This window comes from Microbacterium oxydans, from assembly GCF_006540085.1.
In the GTDB taxonomy this organism is placed as follows: domain Bacteria; phylum Actinomycetota; class Actinomycetes; order Actinomycetales; family Microbacteriaceae; genus Microbacterium; species Microbacterium oxydans.
The window spans coordinates 151,165-169,878 of sequence record NZ_BJOG01000005.1 but is presented as its reverse complement, the minus strand read 5'-3'; the positions used below and the strand labels follow the sequence as shown (position 1 = coordinate 169,878).

Genomic DNA, 18,714 nt, shown 5'->3' with positions numbered 1-18,714 from the left:
ATGATCAGTCAGGAACAGGGGACCAGCACGCTCATCGGTGGCGCAGCCGGACCCGGTGCGGCTCTCGTCGGGATCGACATCGGCGGCACCAAGATCGCCGCCCTTCTGGTGGACGGTGACGGTGCCGTGCTCGGCCGGGGCAGCGTCGGCGCACCGGCCGCGCTCGGCGGTGCAGCGATGGCGGATGCAGCAGCGACCCTCGCCATGTCGCTGGCAGCGGAGGCGGGAGTATCGCTGGCCGCAGCCGGAGTGGGGGCGGCCGGAGTCATCGACCACGAGACGGGGACGATCCGTGCGGCGTCGGCGACCTTCGTCGGCTGGACGGGGTTCGCCCTCGGGCATGAACTGGAGTCACGCCTCGGCGTCCCCGTGCGGGTAGAGAACGACGTGAACGCCTTCCTGCTCGGTGAGGCCGCGGCGGAAGGGCGCACGGATCGGGACGTGCTCGGTGTCATGCTCGGCACGGGGGTGGGCGGCGCCGTCCTCATCGACGGCGAACTTCACCACGGACCGCACGGTGCCGCCGGTGAGATCGGACACACACCCGGGTACAGCGACCTCGTCTGCACCTGCGGCCAGATCGGGCATCTCGAGACGCTGGCCTCCGGCACTTCCATCGCGCTGCGCTACCAGGAGAGCACGGGCGCCCCGGTGCGCGACGCTCGCGAGGTCGCCGACCGTGCGCGCCGCGGCGACACGGAGGCGATTGCGGCGTTCGACGCTGCGGGTCGGGCGCTCGCCCTCGCCTGCGCGACCGCGGCCACGATCCTCGACCTGCCCTGCGCGATCGTCGGGGGCGGGGTCACGGCCGCATGGGACCTCCTCGAGCCGGCCATCGCGCGTACGCTCGCCACCGACTCGCCGGTGTCGGGTATCCCGCTGCGCATCATTCCGGCCGTCCTCGGTTCCGACGCGGTCGCTCTCGGCGCGATCGAGACGGCCCGCCGTGCGCTCGTGCCGGCAGGCGCACGCTGAGAGACGACCCCACGCACGACCCTCGCACCACAAGGAGCACCTCACGTGACCGCACGTCCTGAAGCCCACGAGATCTGGATGGGCCCGCTTGCCACCGTCGCCGACGGCGGTCTCGCCCTGCCACGCATCGGCATCGCCGGGATCTCCATCGAGTCGAGCACCTTCTCGCCTCACATCTCCGGTGACGAGGCGTTCACGGTTCGTACCGGCCCGACGTTGCGGGGGTATTACCCGTTCCTGGACGATGGACGCGAACTCGCCTCCGCCGCGGACTGGGTGCCGTTGACCCACGGACGCTCTCTTCCTGGCGGAGCCGTCGCGCCGGAGACCTATCGCCGGATGAAGGATGCGATCGTCGCAGGCATCCGGGAGCACGGTCCCTTCGACGGGTTCTTCTTCGACATCCACGGCGCCATGAGCGTGGTCGGCATGGACGACGCCGAGGGCGATCTCGCGCTCGCGGTGCGCGCCGCCCTCGGTCCCGACACGCTGGTCTCGACCTCGATGGATCTGCACGGCAACGTCTCGGAGGTGCTGCGTGACGCGGTAGACCTGCTGACGTGTTACCGCATGGCTCCGCACGAGGATTGGATGAACACCAAGGAGCGTGCGGTGTGGAACCTGCTCGCCCGGCTGAGGGGACCGCACGGCTCCGACCCACTGCGGCGGCGCCCCTTCTCCGCCTGGATACCCGTGCCCGTGCTGCTGCCGGGGGAGAAGACCAGCACGCGGCTGGAGCCGGCGCGCAGCATCTACGCCCAGCTGCCCGAGATCGAAGCCCTCCCCGGGGTGGTCGACGCCTCCGTCTGGATCGGCTACGCCTGGGCGGACGAGCCGCGGTGCCAGGCCTACGTGGTCGTCACCGGGGACGACGAGCAGGTGATCGCACGGGAAGCCGAGCGTGTCGCGCGGATGTTCTGGGACGCGCGCGAGGACTTCGTCTTCGTGGCCGAGACCGGCTCGCTCGACGACGCCCTCGACAAGGCCCTCGCTCCGGGAGCACCGCGGCCCTACCTGATCTCGGACTCGGGGGACAACCCGACGGCCGGTGGCGCCGGCGACGTGACCTGGACGCTCGCGCACCTGCTGGAACGCGCCGAGCTCACCGACTCCAGCCGCACCACACTCGTGGCCTCGATCTTCGACCGCGAAGCCGTCGCACGGGCTGTCGCGGCCGGCGTCGGAGCCACGGTGTCGCTCGATGCCGGAGCCCGGGTGGATTCCGGTCCACACGGACCTGTCACGATCACCGGGACCGTGTTCTCCATCAGCGACGGCGACCCGGATGCGGGTACGCAGGTCGTCATCGCCGTGGGCGGTCTGCACGCGATCATCACCGAGCGCCGCAAGCCTTTCCACCACCTCTCTGACTTCCGGATGCTGGGCCTCGAGCCCACCACCGCGGACATCGTCGTCGTGAAGATCGGCTATCTCGAACCCGAGCTCTACGAACTCGCCGCGGGGTGGACTCTCGCGCTGACCCCTGGTGGCGTCGACCAGGACCTGCTGCGGCTGGGCCACCACCGTCTGCAGCCGGGTGTCTACCCGTTCGACGCCGACGGCGATCCGGACCTGACCGCCACCGTCGTCCGCCGCGGAACCGCAGAGGAGCAGAACGCATGATGAACTTCGAGAAGCGGACAGGCCCCGACTTCGGCGTTGACGCCCCGGTGTACCCGACTCAGGGTGTGCCCGACTGGTATCGGGACGCGAAGCTCGGGTTCTTCGTCCACTGGGGGCTGTACTCGGTGCCGGCGTGGGCGGTGCAGCACGGCGACGGCGTGAACATCCCGACCGAGGATGCGTACGCCTGGCATCAGTACGCCGAGTGGTACGGCAACACGGTGCGGATCGCGGGCAGCCCCACCTGGGAGCGCCACCAGCAGTTGTTCGGCCCCGGCACCTCGTACGAGGACCTGGCCGATCGGTGGGACGCCTCGGCGTTCGACGCGGATGCCTTCGTGGGCGAGTTGGTCGGTGCCGGGGCCAAGTACATCGTCCCCACGACCAAGCACCACGAGGGTTTCTGCCTCTGGGACACGGCGTCCACCGGTTTCAACTCGGTCGCTCGTGGTCCGCGCCGCGACCTGATCTCCGAGTTCCACGACGCCACCCGTCGCGCGGGGGCGAAGTTCGGGGTGTACTACTCCGGTGCGCTCGACTGGCACGTGAGCGACTTCCCGCCGATCGAGTCCGACACCGATCTGTTCCGCTTCCGTCGCAACGATGCGCACTTCGCCCGCTACTCGGCTGCCCAGCTCGAAGAGCTCGTGTCCCGCTTCTCGCCGGACGTGCTGTGGAACGACATCGAGTGGCCCGACGGTGGCAAGGGGCACGACGAGTATGCGGTCGCCGCCCTCCTACAGCGGTACTTCGATGCGGTGCCCGACGGTGTCGTCAACGACCGTTGGGGCGTCCCGTACCACGGCTTCCTCACACGCGAATACACGGACATCCCCGAGATCATCCCGGATCCGTGGGAGTCGACGCGTGGACTCGGCTACTCCTTCGGCTTCAATCAGGCAGAGGACGAACGCCACTCGCTGTCCGGCGCGGCGCTGATCCGTCTGCTCGTCGACGTCGTGGCGAAGAACGGCAACCTGCTGATCAACGTCGGCCCCGCAGCGGACGGCTCCATCCCCGAGCTCCAGCGTCGTGCGATGCGCGAGCTGGGTGCATGGCTGCAGACGAACGGCGACACGGTCTACGGCACGCGCCCGTGGATCCGGATGGAGGAGCGCAGCGGTGCCCCGCGTCGCTACACCACCACCGGGTCGACCGTGCACGTGCATGCTCTCGACCCGAGCATCGGGACGCTCGATCTGCCGGACGAGCTCCTGCAGTCCGACCTGCGGTGGACCGACGGCAGTGCGGTCGAGAAGGCCGACGGTGATCGTGCGGTCGTGGTGATCCCCGCGCGTCTGCGTGGAGAGGCCGTCGCGGTGCTGTCCGCAGGCTGAGACGGACGGTTCGCGACGAGACGAGGGCCCCTCCGACGGCATCGGAAGGGCCCTCGGCGTCTTCGCGCGGTGTCAGCCCCGCGTGAGCTCCTCGAGCACCTCGATCACGTGACGGTACGGCCGGCCGGTGGCGCGGGACATTCCGATCTCGCAGGTGCGGTTCGCCGAGACGAAGGCGTCGAAGCCGCCCTGGGCGCGCTCGGCCGCTGCGATCTCCGCGGACTCCTGTGCCGTCGCGCTGGCGGTGAGCTCCGGATGCAGCATGCCGCGGTCGCCCGCGAATGCGCAGCAGCCCCACCCCTCGGGAACGAACACGTCATCCGCGACAGCGGCGGCGATCGCGGTCAACGCTCCCGTCGCTCCGAGCGCCGTCGTGGAGCATGTCGGATGCACGGCGACGGTGGGCAGCTTCGCGGGCACGGTCAGCTTCGGCAGTACTTCGCGTGCCACGAAGGTGGTCGCATCCTCGATCCTCAGCCCGGCGTATCGAGGGCTCTTCGCGACGGCCTGTGCGAGCATGACGTCCAGGCCCTCGGTGCAGGAGGCCGCGTCGCACACCACGGGAAGCTCACCCGCGCGACTGGCCTCCCACAGCGAATCGAGCACCCGGTCCGACATCAGGGCATAGCCGTCGAGATGCCCCTTCGACTTCCAGGGTGTCCCGCAGCAGAGGCCGCCGTTCTCCTCCGGGATCACGACGGGGATACCCGCGCGGTCCAGGAGCGCTCGCAGCGCATTCCGTGACCCCTCGCCGTCGCCCTCCGCGCCGAACATGGTGCCGATGCACGCGCCGAAGAAGACGGCCTGCGCATCGGTCGGCGCCTCCGGACGCGGTGGCTTCGAGCCGCCGTGGGGGAGTCCTCCGTCGTACAGCGGTACGGTGTCGGCCCCCAGCACCGCGCGGCCGAGGTGCGTGACCCCGCGCACCAGAGGGGCGGGGAGGGCGTCCGCGACGGTGAGCGCGACGCCGCCGGCGCGGGTGACCGTACCCCAGTGCTTGGCCGCCGTGCCCCACACGGCCCCCTCGATCGCGTTCGACTGCTCCGCGCGAAGTCGACGCACCAGGTCGCCCGTGTTGATGTCGACCGGGCAGGCCACACCGCACATGCCGTCGACCGCGCAGGTCTGCACGCCGTCGTAGTCGTAGTCCTTCTGCAGATCGCGCAGCAGCTCGGTGTCGCCTTGTTCCTCGGCCCACGCCATATCGCGACGGATCACGATGCGCTGTCGAGGCGTGAGCGTGATGCTCTTGCTGGGACAGGTCGGCTCGCAGTACCCGCACTCGACGCAGCGGTCGACTTCCTTCTCCACCGTCGGCACCCGTTTGAGGTCGTGCAGGTAGGAGTCGGGGTCGTCGGAGAGCACAACGCCCGGGTTCAGGATGCCGTGCGGGTCGAGGAGGTTCTTGATCTCCCACATCATGTCGGTGAGCTGGTCGCCGTACTGTCGGCGGACGAACGGCGCCATGATCCGACCGGTGCCGTGCTCCGCCTTCAGCGACCCCTGCTGCGAGAGCACGAGCTCGACGAGGTCGTCGGTGAAGCGCCGATAGCGCGCGACGCTTTCCGCATCGTCGAACCGCTCGTTGAGGAGGAAGTGGATGTTGCCGTCCTTGGCGTGTCCGAAGATGACCGAGCCCTCGTAGCCGTGCTCGGAGAAGAGCTCGATGAGGCGCTCGCAGGTGTGGAGGAGACGCGGCACCGGGACCACGATGTCCTCCAGCAGGGCGGTCGTTCCGGACGGTCGGGCGCCCGCGACCGCCGTGTAGAGCCCCTTGCGCACGTGCCACAGCGCGGCGCGTTCGGCCGCATCCGTGGTGAGGCGCGGGGCGACGGCGAGCGGGAGGGCTTCGAAGTGCGTCTGGGCGGCGGAGCTCGACGCGACGAGGGTGTCTGCGTCCTGAGCATGGACTTCGACCAGCAGAGCGGCGTGTCCCTGCACCTCGATCTCGGCGATGGCGTCCGGCACGTCGCTCAGCCCCTGCGCGACTCGCAGCGAGGCGGCGTCCATCAGCTCGATCGTGGCGAGACCGAGTCGCGTGAGATCAGGCAGAGCCGTCATCGCGGCGGACAGCGTGTCGAAGACCAGGAGGCCGGTCGCGATCGAGGGGAGCACCTCGATCGTGCGGAAGCGGGCTTCCGCCACGAAGGCGAGCGTGCCCTCGGATCCGATGACGAGATGCTCCAGGATGCGCACCGGATCATCGAAGTCGAGCAGTGCATTGAGCCCGTAGCCCATCGTGTTCTTCATCGAGAACTGCTGACGGAGGAAGGCGACGTGCTCGGGGGATGCCAGCAGACGCTCCCGCAGGGAGAGCAGGCCCTCGGCGATGGCGGGTTCCGCCGCGCGGAGCATCTCGTTCGCATCCGGGTGGCCGGTGTCGAGGATCGTGCCGCTGGGAAGCACGATCGTCATCGACTCGATCGTCCGGTACGAGTTCTCGGTGATACCGCACGCCATGCCGCTGGAGTTGTTGGCGACGACGCCGCCGATCGTGCACGCGATCTCACTCGCCGGATCGGGGCCGAGCTTGCGGCGGTACCTCGCGAGCCTGGTGTTCACCTGGCGCACCGTCGCACCCGGACCCACCCGGACCGCAGCGCCGTCGTCCTCGACACGGATGTCGCGGAAGCCGCTGCGCGTGTCCACCAGGATGTCTCCGCTGACGCTCTGACCGGACAGGCTGGTGCCTCCGGAGCGGAACGTCATCGTGCGACCGGCAGCTCTGACCGCTCCGAAGGCACGAGCGACACCCTCCGCGTCAGCGGGGGAGAGGACGGCATCGGGGATCAGCAGGTAGTGGGACGCGTCGTGCGCGCGGGCGAAACGGTCGATCGAGCGTGCGTGCACCTGCGTCGTCGGCCCCAGCAGGGCAGGATCCAGCGGCTCGGCGAGGGTGGTCTTCACGGTGCTCCTCTGCTCCGTCATGAGATTGTCAGACAAGTGTACCGACTGCGCGGCTCTTCGATAGGCTGACCGGATGAGCACCACCTCGGAAGCGCCGCTCGGAGTCGTCGGCGTCGTCGATGCCGTGACAGCGCAGCTGCGCGGTCGCATCCTGAGCGGTGCGATCCGCTCCGGCTCCCCGATCACCGAGGCCGCGGTGTCGCAGAGCTTCGGAGTCGCACGTCCGAGCGCGAAGGCGGCGATCGAGCAGCTCGTCGCCAGCGGCCTGCTCGTGCGCACCGCGCACCGGAGCGCGCGCGTCGTCGACATCGACTCCGTGACCGTGCGCGACGTGTATCGCACCAGAACCCGCCTGGAGAGTGCGGCGCTTCGCGAACTCGCCGCGTCGAAGAACGTTCCTGCCGCGGCCCTCGCGGCGAACGCGGAGATCATGGCGATGCCCGGGGGCCCCGACCCTGCGACCGTCGCTCCCGACCTGCGCTTCCACACGGCCCTCATCGACGCGCTCGACAGCGAGCGTACGGGCCGCATGTACCGCAGCGTCCTCGACGAGGTGCGGCTGTGCATGGCGCAGGTGCAGGGCCGCCGTCTTCTCGATGCCGCGGACATCGCCGCGCAGCACGCCGACATCCTCGATGCCGTGGCGTCAGGGGACGGGGAGCGGGCGGCCGCCCTCCTCGAAGCCCATCTGTCGTCAGCGGAGGATCGGCTCGTGGAAGCGCTCGACGCGGACTAGCGTCGAGCGGGCGTCACGGCGCCGATGCCTCCTCGACCACGATGGGTGCCTCTGCGGGGTCGGCCCACACCGGTGCGGGGAGGACCGTGTCGACCTGGCCCGCCTGGATCGCGCGCAGAGCCTCGGTGATCTCCTCATCGTTCTCCGGCACCGGGAGACCGCAGGCTCGCAGCTCGGAGCCGAACTGCAGGGTGAGGCGGATCTTCCCGGCCTCGACGGCCTGTGCGGTCGTACCGGTGCGGATCTCGCTCCCCGTCTGGATCGCGGGCACCTCGTCGCAGACGTGGTAGACCTTGCCACCGTCGACCCAGACGACCTCGTCCTTTCCGAGGAGCTGGATCACGGCCGACTGGTCGGCCGTGTACTGCTCGACGGACGGCGGGTTGAAGTCGGCGCCGATGAACACCGCGAGGGCGGCGAGCACGACGCCGACGATCCCGGCTGTGGCCTTCTGGCCCTTGTCCATGTCCTTGTTGAGGAAGATCAGGATGACGAGCGGGAGGAAGGCGACCACGGCGATGATGGCCCCGAGCTGGTTCTGTACGAAGAATCGTGTCTTGTCCGCTCTACGGGCCGGGTCGAGGCGGTTGGCCTTCTTCCAGAGCACGGAACCGGTGATGGACAGAGCAGCGATGATCACGAGCAGCACGAGGAGTGTGATGAACGCCCACTGCGGGAAGGTCGCCGTGACGCCCTGCTCCTCCAGCAGTCCGGTGTCGGGGTCGCGCACCAGAGTGCCGTCCTCGCCGACGAAGACCCGCTGACGCAGGAGCCAGAAGATGCCGACGCCTTCGCCGATGATCGCGACCGCCCAGAGGATGCCGGCGATCCAACGGAACCGCGTGGCCTTCGCCTTGGCTTCCGGAGTCGGGACCCAGCCGGCGGGCGGCTCGGGAGTCGAGGTGGTGGATCGAGAGGTGGCGGGTGCAGAGCCTGCGGGTGTCGATCCGCTGCTGGCTTCCGTCTTGTCGTTGTCGGCCACGATGATCCCCCATAACGTCCGATGCCCGCCGTTCCGGCTCGAGGCAACCCCGATCCTAGTGGACCGCGTGTCCTACGCTGGGGACATGACTTCCGATTCCGACGACGCCCTCAGCTGGGACGGCGACGAGGCCTCGAACCCCAAGGAGCGCGCCCTACCGCGCGGCTGGAAGGCCGTCGGACGGGGGAGCGACGAGGTGGGGACGATCGAGGAAGGCGGCACCGCCGAACAGGCGCCAGCGGTCGAGCAGGTGCCGGCAGAGGAACAGGCGGCTGTCGAGGAGCAGGCGGCTGTCGAGGAGCAGGCGGGCCTGAGCACGCCGATGCTGCTGCTCGTCGGGATCGTCGGGGGCATCTATCTCCTCTACACGATCGGCTGGATCGTCGGCGGACTGCGGCTGCAGCCCCTCGCGTCGTTCCTGGTCTCCGATGTGATGTTCCTCCCGTGGTTCTTCCTCGCGATCGCCGCCCCGGCCCTCTGGTTCCTCGCGAGCTGGGTGCTCACGCGGGGGAAGGCAGGCTGGATCCGCGTCGCCGTGCTGCTCGCCGGCGTCGTCCTGCTCGTTCCCTGGCCGTTCGTCACCGTGGGGGTGATCGGATCATGATGGCTTCCGCGGTCGGAACATCGACGTCGGCGGGTTCTCCCCGCTGGCTCATCGGGCTCGTCACCGGACTGGCCGGACTCTTCTACGCCTACGCCGTGTGGAACGCCGTGGCGCACCTGATCGCGATGGCTCAGACGGGGCTGACCGGGGGAGGTTGGGCGACCCTGCTGTTCGGAGTCGTCTTCCCCGCGATCGTGTTCGCCTTCGCGTATGTCATCGGACGGCGTCGCACGGTGGGCGAGCTCGCCCTCGTCTTCCTCGCCGGACTCGGTGTCGTCGCCGTGTTCTGGATGAGTCTGATCGCGCTGAGCCTCACGATGCCGAGCGCCTGAGCCGCCCGTCGAGACGCGTCACACGGCACGGAGCGCTGTCGGCGCTCCGGTAGAGTTGTGGCGATCGCGCCCCCATGGTGTGCGGCGCATCGGCCCCTGCCGCGCTGCCCCGAAGGATCCACTGTGCCGAAGCCTGTCGTGCTCATCGCCGAAGTACTCTCTCCCGCCACGATCGACGCTCTCGGTCCCGACTTCGACGTCCGCGACGTCGACGGCACCGACCGCGAGGCGCTGTTCGCCGCACTCGCCGACGCCGACGCCGTGCTGGTCCGCTCGGCCACGCGCATCGACGAGGAGGCGCTGAGCCACGCGCCGAAGCTCAAGGTCGTCGCCCGCGCCGGCGTGGGCCTCGACAACGTCGACATCAAGGCGGCCACGGCTGCCGGGGTCATGGTCGTCAACGCCCCGACCTCGAACATCGTCTCGGCCGCCGAGCTCACGGTCGGCCACATCCTGAGCCTCGCCCGCCGCATCCCTGCCGCGCATGCCTCTCTCTCCGCCGGAGCGTGGAAGCGCAGCTCCTTCACCGGAGCCGAGCTCTTCGAGAAGACCGTCGGCATCGTCGGCCTCGGTCGCATCGGTGCTCTCGTCGCCGCGCGCCTCGCGGCCTTCGACATGCGTGTCGTCGCCTATGACCCCTACGTCACCTCTGCACGCGCCCAGCAGCTCGGCGTGCAGCTGCTCTCCCTCGACGAACTCGTCGCCGAGTCGGACTTCCTGACCATCCACATGCCCAAGACCCCGGAGACGACGGGCATGATCGGCGCCGAGCAGTTCGCGGCGATGAAGCCGACCGCGTTCGTGGTGAACGTGGCCCGTGGCGGCCTCATCGACGAGGAGGCCCTGCACGCGGCGCTCGTCGCCGGGGAGATCGCGGGCGCCGGTCTCGACGTCTTCACCTCGGAGCCGCCCGCTGAGGGCGGCACGGCTCGTCCGTTGCTCGACCTCCCGAACGTGGTCGTCACGCCCCACCTCGGCGCGAGCACCGAGGAGGCGCAGGAGAAGGCAGGCGTCTCGGTCGCTCGTTCCGTGCGCCTCGCCCTCGGCGGTGACCTCGTCCCGGACGCCGTGAACGTGGCCGGCGGCGTCATCGACCCCTACGTGCGTCCCGGCATCTCGCTCGTCGAGAAGCTCGGCCAGATCTTCGCCGCGCTCGCGACGTCGCCTCTCACCAGCCTCGACGTCGAGGTGCACGGCGAGCTGAACGACTACGACGTGAGCGTGCTCAAGCTCGCCGCGCTCAAGGGCGTGTTCACCAATATCGTCAGTGAGACGGTGTCCTACGTCAACGCTCCGCTCCTCGCCGACCAGCGCGGGATCGCGGTGCGGCTGCTCAAGGACGATGTGAGCGACGAGTACCGCAACGTCATCACTCTCAGCGGTGCGCTGTCCGACGGCACTCAGCTCTCGGTGTCCGGCACGCTCACCGGTCCGAAGCAGACGGAGAAGCTCGTCGGCATCAACGACCACCGGCTCGAGCTGCCGATCGAGAAGCACCACGTCGTGATGCTCTACACCGACCGCCCCGGCATCGTCGCCGTGTACGGCCAGAAGTTCGGCGAGGCGGGCATCAACATCGCCGGAATGCAGATCGCCCGTCAGGCGGCAGGCGCCCAGGCGCTCAGTGTGCTGACGCTCGACTCGCCCGTCTCGGACGAGCTGCTCGACGACGTGCGCGGTGCCATCGACGCCGACCTGTTCCGTCAGATCGAGATCACCGAGATCTGATCGGCAGACGCAGCAGAGAGGGCGGGAGCGTGAAGCTCCCGCCCTCTCTCGTGTCTGCGGTGATCCTCAGGCGGTCGCCTTCAGAACCAGGGTGATCAGCTCCGCGAGTTCATCGCTGCGGGGCACGAGTCGCTCGGGGCCGTGCACGTCGAGCGAGTTGTTGAAGTAGAGTCCGTCGCTCACCAGCATCACCAGATCGAGGCTCGCGTTGTCGCGCACGTGCGGGCGGATCGTCTCCGCCCAGCGGCGCCTCGTGTCGCGGAGCATGTCCGCTGCGGGGATCGACCCGCCCTGGGCGAGGCGCGTCGTCGCGATCAGCACGCGATCGAGTGCGTCGTCCTCCATCACGGAGGTGCGCACGTAGTAGGCGACGGGACCTTCCTCCGCGGCGGCCATCCGTTCGAGGTCCATGGTCGTGAGGCGATCGAGCCGTTCCACGAGGCCGGCCTCGAGCTCGTCCTTGGAGCCGAAGTGATAGAGCAGGCCGCCCTTCGACACACCGGCCGCTTTCGCCGTGGCGTCGAGTGTCGCGGCTCGTTCGCCGTCTTCGATGAGGATCGCTTCGAAGGCGTCGAGCACCTTCTCGCGGGCGAGCGGAGGTCGGGGCATCGTGGATCCTCTGCGGATTCGGGGGCGGGACTTCTGTTACTATACCATCTGGACGGTTCACTAACCGTGCGATCAAGATCCTGAGAGGTGTTCCATGACCCGTACTGCGTCGATCCCGACGACAGAGACGGATGCTCCCCGCGTCGGAGCCCGCGGCTGGGCGGCGCTCGTCGTCCTCATGCTGCCGGTGCTGCTGGTGTCGGTGGACAACACGGTGCTGAGCTTCGCGCTCCCCGAGATCTCCATCGCGCTCGCGCCCACAGGGGCCGAGCAGCTGTGGATCATCGACGTGTACCCCCTGGTGCTCGCGGGCCTGCTCGTCACCATGGGTACCTTGGGCGACCGATTCGGGCGTCGGAAGATGCTGCTGATCGGAGCCACTGGTTTCGCGGCGGTCTCCGCCCTCGCAGCCTTCGCGCCCACGGCCGGCTTGCTGATCGCCGCTCGTGCTCTGCTCGGCTTCTTCGGAGCGATGCTCATGCCGTCGACCCTGTCCCTGCTGCGCTCGATCTTCCAGAACCGCGACCAGCGCCGCATGGCGATCGCGGTGTGGGCCTCGGCCTTCTCCGCAGGATCGGCGCTGGGACCGATCGTCGGCGGTTTCCTCCTCGAGCACTTCTCCTGGGGGTCCGTCTTCCTCATCGCGGTGCCGGTGCTGATCCCTCTGCTCGTCGCTGCGCCGTTGCTGGTGCCGGAGAGCCGCGACCCCCACCCCGGTCGCATCGACTTGATCAGCATCGTCCTGTCGATGGCCACGATGATCCCGGTGGTCTACGCGATCAAGTCGCTGGCCGTGGATGGTCCGAGTCTGAAGGCCGGTGCGTGGGCACTTCTCGGCCTCGCGATGGGTTTCCTGTTCGTGCGGCGCCAGCTGCGTGCCAAGACGCCGATGCTCGACATGGCGCTGTTCAAGCGGGGGTCGTTCTCCGGGGCGATCCTGGTCAACCTGCTCAGTGTCGTGGCTCTGGTCGGCTTCCTCTACTTCGTGTCGCAGCATCTGCAGCTCGTCCTCGGGCTGTCGCCGATGACGGCAGGTCTCGCGCTGGTGCCGGGAATGGTGGCGATGATCGTGGCCGGGCTGTCGGTCGTGCCGATCTCGCGCCGGATCCCGCCGCACATCGTGATCCCCGCCGGGCTCGCGTTCTCCGTCGCCGGCTACCTGATCGTCGCTCTCACGACGCACGAGCACGGCGTCCTGCCGCTGGTGATCGCGTTCGTGGTGCTGGGCATCGGGATCGGCGCGGCCGAGACGATCTCCAACGAGCTCATCCTGTCGAGCGCTCCTGCGGCCAAGGCAGGAGCGGCCAGCGCGGTGTCCGAGACGGCGTACGAGCTCGGAGCGGTGCTCGGAACGGCTGTGCTCGGCGGCATCATCACGGCCTTCTACCGCGGAGCGCTCGTTCTTCCGGCGGGTCTTCCCGCCGACGTGGCGCATGCAGCGGAGGAGACTCTGGCTGGCGCCTACACCGCTGCGCAGGCTCTGCCGACGCAGCTCGGCGATGCGCTGTGGCAGGCCGCGTCGGACGCGTTCGGCTCCGGCGTCACCGTCACCTCGCTCATCGGTGCCGGCCTCGTGGTCGCGGCCGGAGTGATCGCGGCCGTCACACTGCGCAAGGCACCCACGCACTGACCAGTACGCTGGGGGGACCGGCTCTCCTGCTCTCGGGCGGGAACGAGTCGGTCCACCCCCGTGCAGTGCGCAAGGAGTCTCATGTCGCGTGTCGTGAAGCTGGCCGTCATCCCGGGTGACGGCATCGGTCCCGAGGTCATCGCCGAGGCGGAGAAGGTGCTCGACGCCGTCACCGTCGACAGCGACGTGACGTTCGACAAGACCCGCTTCTCGCTCGGTGCCGGCCGGTACCTCGAGACCGGCGACACGCTCACGGATGACGACCTCGCCGCGATCTCCGCACACGACGCGATCCTCCTGGGTGCCGTCGGCGGCACGCCGGGCGACCCGCGGCTGAAGGACGCGAACATCGAGCGCGGACTGCTGCTCAAGCTGCGGTTCACTCTCGACCACTACGTGAACCTGCGCCCCTCGAAGCTCTTCGCCGGCGCATCCGGTCCGCTGTCGAACCCGGGGGAGATCGACTTCGTCGTCGTCCGCGAGGGCACGGAGGGTCCCTACGTCGGCAACGGCGGGGCGATCCGGAAGGGGACGCCGCAGGAGGTGGCGAACGAGACCTCCGTGAACACGGCCTTCGGTGTCGAGCGGGTCGTGCGCTACGCGTTCGCCCTCGCGGAGCGTCGTCGCAAGAAGCTGACCCTCGTGCACAAGACCAACGTGCTCGTGCATGCGGGCGCCATCTGGCAGCGCATCGTGAACGAGGTCGCCTCCGAACACCCCGACGTCGCCGTCGACTATCTGCACGTCGACGCGGCCACCATCTTCCTGGTCACCGATCCCTCGCGCTTCGACGTGATCGTGACCGACAATCTCTTCGGTGACATCCTCACCGACCTCGCCGGCGCCGTCACGGGCGGCATCGGCCTCGCCGCATCGGGGAACATCAACCCCGATGGCGCCTTCCCGTCGATGTTCGAGCCCGTGCACGGCTCGGCTCCGGACATCGCGGGTCAGCAGAAGGCCGACCCGACCGCCGCGATCCTCTCCATCGCGCTGCTGCTCGACCACCTCGGCCTCACGGTCGAGTCGGCGCGGGTGAGCGCCGCGGTCGAGGCGGACATCGCCGCCCGGAGCGGTGCCCGCACCACCGCGGAGATCGGCTCCGCGATCGCTGCCCGTCTCTGAACAGCGGGCGTAGGCTGACAGGGCGCGAGGATGCGCCCGCCCCACGAGGATTGGATGATGACATGACGACGATCGACGCCGAGACGAGCGTGGCTCCTCTGGAGTTCGCCGTGACGAAGAACCTGAACGCGGCCTCGCCGGCACGCGTCGCCGAAGTGCTGGAGAACCCCGGGTTCGGGGTCGTCTTCACCGACCACATGGTCGACATCTGCTGGTCCGCCAAGGGTGGATGGCACCGTCCGCGCGTGCAGCCCTACGGTCCGATCCCGCTCGACCCCGCCGCCTCCGTGCTGCACTACGCACAGGAGATCTTCGAGGGCATCAAGGCCTACCGGCACGCCGACGGCACGATCCACACCTTCCGTCCCGACCGGAACGCCGCGCGTCTGCAGGCCAGCGCCCGCCGCCTCGCGCTGCCGGAGCTGCCGACCGAGTACTTCATCCAGTCGCTGCGGGAGCTCATCGCCGTCGACGGTCGGTGGGTGCCCTCCGGTGCCGACCAGAGCCTGTACCTGCGACCGTTCATGTTCGCCAAGGAGGCCTTCCTCGGTGTGCGGGCGGCGCAGAAGGTCGCCTACTACGTGATCGCGAGCCCCGCCGGTGCCTACTTCACCGGGGGAGTGAAGCCTGTGCGCATCTGGCTCTCCGAGGACTACGCCCGCGCGGGTCGCGGTGGCACCGGCAAAGCGAAGACAGGCGGCAACTACGCCTCCAGCCTCCTTCCCCAGGCCGAGGCCAGTGCGAAGGGCTGCGACCAGGTCGTGTTCCTCAACGAGAACCGCGACGTGGAGGAGCTCGGCGGCATGAACGTCGTGTTCGTCTTCAAGGACGGCCGGGTCGTCACGCCGGAGTCGGACAGCATCCTCGAGGGCATCACCCGCGACTCGCTGCTGCAGCTGGCCGAGGACCGCGGCTACACGGTCGAGAAGCGTCCGATCTCGATCGACGAGTGGCGCGAGGGCGTGGCCTCCGGCGACATCGTCGAGGTGTTCGCCTGTGGCACGGCCGCGGTCGTGACCCCGATCGGCACGCTCGTGGGCGAAGGCTTCGACGAGCCCCAGCCGCTGGGCGAGCTGGCGCTGTCCCTCCGCGAAGAACTCACCGACATCCAGTACGGGCGCCGCGAGGACAAGCACGGCTGGCTCCTCCGCCTCGACGCCTGAGTTTCCTGCTGCCGAGACCCACGTCCCCCGCCGACACCCATGCTGTCGTCCGCCCGGGGCCGTGGGTCTCGTCGCGAGCAGGGGGTCTCGGAGGTTGCTGGGGCTCCAGGCCTGGCGAGGCGCTCGATAGGCTGATCCCATGAAGATCGCCCGGTTCAGCCACGACGAAGCCATCATGTACGGGATCATCGACGAGCGTGAGCTCGTGGTGCTCGCCGGAGACCCGATGTTCACGGGGTACGAGACCACCGGTGCCCGCGTGCCGCTCGCGGATGCCGCTCTGCTCGCTCCGGTGATCCCGCGGTCCAAGGTCGTCTGCGTCGGCAAGAACTACCACGATCACGCGGCGGAGATGGGGGGAGAGGCCCCAGAGGAGCCACTGCTGTTCCTCAAGCCGAACACCTCGGTGATCGGGCCCGGAGACACGATCGTGCGTCCGGCGCTCTCCGAGCGCACCGAGTACGAGGGTGAGCTCGTGGTGGTGATCGGCAAGATCGCGAAGAACGTGAAGGCAGAGAACGCACTCGACTACGTGCTCGGATACACGATCGGCAACGACGTCACCGCGCGTGACCTCCAGCGCAAGGACGGTCAGTGGTCGCGGGCCAAAGGCTTCGACACCTTCTGCCCGCTCGGTCCCGTGATCGAGACGGACTTCGATCCGGCGCAGGCCACGATCGAGACACGGGTGAACGGCGAGGTGCGGCAGCAGGCGCCACTCACCGACATGATCCACTCGGTGCCGGCGATCATCGAGTACGCGTCGGCGGTGTTCACGCTGCTTCCGGGCGACGTCATCATGACGGGGACTCCGGCGGGCGTGGGCACGTTCGTGGCGGGAGACGTCGTCGAGGTCGAGATCTCCGGACTCGGCATCCTTCGCAACACCGTGCGCGACGCCGTACCCGCGTCATGACCGATGTCGCCCTGACGGCGACGCAGCAGCAGGCGGTTCAGCGACGTACCGTCCTGGTCCTGTCGCTGGGGCAGGTGCTCGGCGGGATCGCCTTCGGTGCCACTGTCTCCCTCGGCGCCCTCCTCGCGGCGGACATCTCGGGGAACGATGCCCTCTCCGGTCTCGCGACAGCTTCCGTCACACTGGGAGCGGCCGCGTGCGCCATCCCGCTCGCACGTCTCGCCGCCCGTGTCGGGCGTCGTCGTGCGCTCACTCTCGGCAACCTGTTCGCCCTGGTGGGCATCGCGGTGGTCATCCTCGCCGCGTCTCTGCGGATCTTCCCGATGCTGCTCGTCGGCATCCTGATGATCGGGGCCGGCAACGCGGGAAACCTGCAGTCGCGGTTCGCGGCGACCGATCTCGCCGCGCCGCAGCACCGCGGACGAGACCTGTCCATCGTCGTCTGGTCGACCACGATCGGCGGGGTCGCCGGTCCGCTGCTTCTCGGGCCGGGGGAGATCGTCGGCCAGGCGGTGGGGATGCCGCCGCAGACGGGTTCGTACCTCTTCTCCTTCGTCGCGCAGTGCGCTGCGCTCGTGCTGTACGTCGTCGCTCTGCGTCCGGATCCGCTGCTCGCGGCGCAGCGTCTCGCGAAGGCCTCGGCTTCGACGGACGGGGCGGTGGCCGTGGATCGGCCGCGCGTCGCCCGGTACGCGATCTTCGCGATCGCCGGATCCCACGTGGTCATGGCCTCGGTCATGGCCATGACTCCGGTGCATCTCTCGCACATGGCGCACGGCGCCGGGGGCATGGCAGCGACCCCCGCCGATGTGTCAGCGCTCGTGGGGATCACGATCGCGTTGCACGTGGGTGGCATGTACGCCCTCTCGCCCGTCTTCGGCGTGCTGGCCGACCGCTGGGGCAGGCTCCAGGTGGTGCTGCTCGGACAGGTGCTGCTCGCCGGTGCTCTGGCGTTCGCGGTGTTCACGGGGACGGAGGCCTGGGGCGTGATGGTCGCGCTCATCCTGCTCGGACTGGGATGGAGCGCGGCGACGGTGGCCGGTGCCGCCCTTCTCACGGAGTCGTCCGCACCCGAGCTCCGCACACGGAGGCAAGGGCGCAGCGATTCCCTGATGAGCTTGTCCGCGGCGGCGGGATCGGTGCTGGCGGGCTTGGTGCTGGCGAACTTCCAGTACGCGGGACTCGGCGTGGCGGCCTTCGTCCTGGTCATCGCGATCGTGGCGCTGTCCCCGCTCGCTCGCTCCGGCTCCCGATGAAGGACTGGGCCGGCGTCGGCGCGGCGTATTCCGCATCGTACGCCGCGCTCTGCGCAGGGACCTTCCCGGCGATGCAGCTCGCCCTCGGCGCACCGCGAGGGCGCAGTCTGCTCGACGTCGGCGCGGGTGACGGCAGGCTCGCTGCAGCCTGGGCCGACGCGGGATGGCGCGTGCAGGCGTGCGAGCCGGAGGCGTCCATGCGCGCGGTGTCGCGCCGCGACCGTCCGCAGATCGTCACGATCGATGCGGGGCTGCCGGATCTGCCGTTCGCCGACGGCGCGGTCGATGTGGTCGTCGCGAACTTCGTCTTGAACCATGTCGGCTCCCCACGCAGGTCGGCGGCTGAGCTGCGGCGCGTGAGTCGTGGCCCCGTGGTCGCGACGATCTGGACGCTGTCGCCCTCATGGTTCTGGGCGGAGGTCGCTGAACGCGCGGGAGTGGCGCCGTTCGTCGGTGCGAAGCTCCCTGCCGACGAGGAATTCGAGCGGAGCGCCGCCGGCTTCGCGCAGATGCTGCGGGACGCGGGCCTGGAGCGCGTGACCGCCGCCGAGCACGGCTGGACCTGGCACGCGGACCCGAATGCACTCTGGCGTTCGGTCGAAGGGGGCGTGGCCGGTGCCGGTGCTCTCTACGCCCGGCTCGGACACGATGATCGTCGGCGATTCCGTGCAGCGTTCGAGCTCGTCGTGGACGAGCGCAGCGTCGAAGGCCACCTGCCCCTGGAGCATCGTGCGGCGGTCGCCGTGAGCATGTCGCCCTGAGCATGTCGCCCTGGGTTCCGGCGGATGCGT

The 18,714-nt window shown here is 69.2% G+C and carries 16 protein-coding genes; 13 read left to right on the top strand and 3 right to left on the bottom strand.

The window, feature by feature from the left end; all coding sequences use genetic code 11:
• The 3 genes from MOX01_RS11995 (at window position 1) to MOX01_RS11985 (ending at window position 3,935) form a co-directional block, all read left to right on the top strand.
• Entirely contained in the window at window positions 1-975 is a 975-nt protein-coding gene (locus MOX01_RS11995) for an ROK family protein (RefSeq protein WP_141369884.1), read from the top strand.
• Between the two features lie 78 nt (window positions 976-1,053).
• Window positions 1,054-2,598: a M81 family metallopeptidase gene (locus MOX01_RS11990; protein WP_307723509.1), complete on the top strand. Its 1,545-nt coding sequence runs from the start codon at window positions 1,054-1,056 to the stop codon at window positions 2,596-2,598.
• On the top strand, window positions 2,595-3,935 hold the full coding sequence (locus MOX01_RS11985) for an alpha-L-fucosidase (RefSeq protein ID WP_141369880.1): 1,341 nt from the start codon (window positions 2,595-2,597) through the stop codon (window positions 3,933-3,935). The genes MOX01_RS11990 and MOX01_RS11985 overlap by 4 nt, the downstream gene beginning before the upstream one ends.
• 72 nt (window positions 3,936-4,007) lie before the next feature.
• Here MOX01_RS11985 and MOX01_RS11980 read toward each other — a convergent pair whose 3' ends face one another.
• Entirely contained in the window at window positions 4,008-6,863 is a 2,856-nt protein-coding gene (locus tag MOX01_RS11980) for an FAD-binding and (Fe-S)-binding domain-containing protein (RefSeq protein ID WP_230979367.1), read from the bottom strand.
• A 52-nt stretch (window positions 6,864-6,915) separates the two neighbouring features.
• Here MOX01_RS11980 and MOX01_RS11975 point away from each other — a divergent pair, with 52 nt between their 5' ends.
• Entirely contained in the window at window positions 6,916-7,578 is a 663-nt protein-coding gene (locus MOX01_RS11975; protein ID WP_058630561.1) for a GntR family transcriptional regulator, read from the top strand.
• A 13-nt stretch (window positions 7,579-7,591) separates the two neighbouring features.
• Here MOX01_RS11975 and MOX01_RS11970 read toward each other — a convergent pair whose 3' ends face one another.
• On the bottom strand, window positions 7,592-8,560 hold the full coding sequence (locus MOX01_RS11970) for a hypothetical protein (protein WP_230977879.1): 969 nt from the start codon (window positions 8,558-8,560) through the stop codon (window positions 7,592-7,594).
• A gap of 85 nt (window positions 8,561-8,645) precedes the next feature.
• Here MOX01_RS11970 and MOX01_RS11965 point away from each other — a divergent pair, with 85 nt between their 5' ends.
• The 3 genes from MOX01_RS11965 to serA all read left to right on the top strand — a co-directional run bounded on the left by MOX01_RS11965 (window position 8,646) and on the right by serA (window position 11,224).
• The gene (locus MOX01_RS11965) at window positions 8,646-9,164 is read left to right on the top strand and encodes a hypothetical protein (RefSeq protein WP_113681975.1); all 519 of its coding nucleotides are present in this window, start codon (window positions 8,646-8,648) and stop codon (window positions 9,162-9,164) included.
• Window positions 9,161-9,496 carry a hypothetical protein gene (locus MOX01_RS11960; protein ID WP_058630563.1) on the top strand — a complete coding sequence of 112 codons (336 nt, stop codon included), beginning with the start codon at window positions 9,161-9,163 and terminating at the stop codon, window positions 9,494-9,496. The genes MOX01_RS11965 and MOX01_RS11960 overlap by 4 nt, the downstream gene beginning before the upstream one ends.
• Before the next feature lie 123 nt (window positions 9,497-9,619).
• Complete coding sequence (gene serA, locus MOX01_RS11955; protein ID WP_058630564.1) at window positions 9,620-11,224, top strand: phosphoglycerate dehydrogenase; 1,605 nt, start codon at window positions 9,620-9,622, stop codon at window positions 11,222-11,224.
• 66 nt (window positions 11,225-11,290) lie between these two features.
• On the opposite strand, the gene MOX01_RS11950 is transcribed toward serA, so the two are convergent.
• Window positions 11,291-11,833, bottom strand: coding sequence for a TetR/AcrR family transcriptional regulator (locus tag MOX01_RS11950; protein ID WP_046748412.1), 543 nt, complete (start codon window positions 11,831-11,833; stop codon window positions 11,291-11,293).
• A gap of 94 nt (window positions 11,834-11,927) precedes the next feature.
• Here MOX01_RS11950 and MOX01_RS11945 point away from each other — a divergent pair, with 94 nt between their 5' ends.
• From MOX01_RS11945 to MOX01_RS11920, 6 genes are all read left to right on the top strand, one after another.
• Window positions 11,928-13,463 carry an MFS transporter gene (locus MOX01_RS11945; RefSeq protein WP_046748413.1) on the top strand — a complete coding sequence of 512 codons (1,536 nt, stop codon included), beginning with the start codon at window positions 11,928-11,930 and terminating at the stop codon, window positions 13,461-13,463.
• 81 nt (window positions 13,464-13,544) lie between these two features.
• Window positions 13,545-14,588, top strand: coding sequence for a 3-isopropylmalate dehydrogenase (locus MOX01_RS11940; protein WP_061017595.1), 1,044 nt, complete (start codon window positions 13,545-13,547; stop codon window positions 14,586-14,588).
• Between the two features lie 62 nt (window positions 14,589-14,650).
• Window positions 14,651-15,751: a branched-chain amino acid aminotransferase gene (locus tag MOX01_RS11935; RefSeq protein ID WP_141369876.1), complete on the top strand. Its 1,101-nt coding sequence runs from the start codon at window positions 14,651-14,653 to the stop codon at window positions 15,749-15,751.
• Between the two features lie 139 nt (window positions 15,752-15,890).
• Window positions 15,891-16,667, top strand: a complete 777-nt coding sequence (locus MOX01_RS11930) for a fumarylacetoacetate hydrolase family protein (RefSeq protein WP_127012250.1) — start codon at window positions 15,891-15,893, stop codon at window positions 16,665-16,667.
• Entirely contained in the window at window positions 16,664-17,923 is a 1,260-nt protein-coding gene (locus MOX01_RS11925) for an MFS transporter (protein WP_141369874.1), read from the top strand. The genes MOX01_RS11930 and MOX01_RS11925 overlap by 4 nt, the downstream gene beginning before the upstream one ends.
• A complete protein-coding gene (locus MOX01_RS11920) occupies window positions 17,920-18,684 on the top strand; it encodes a class I SAM-dependent methyltransferase (protein WP_141369872.1) in 765 nt (254 codons plus the stop codon). The genes MOX01_RS11925 and MOX01_RS11920 overlap by 4 nt, the downstream gene beginning before the upstream one ends.
• Window positions 18,685-18,714 lie beyond the last annotated feature (30 nt).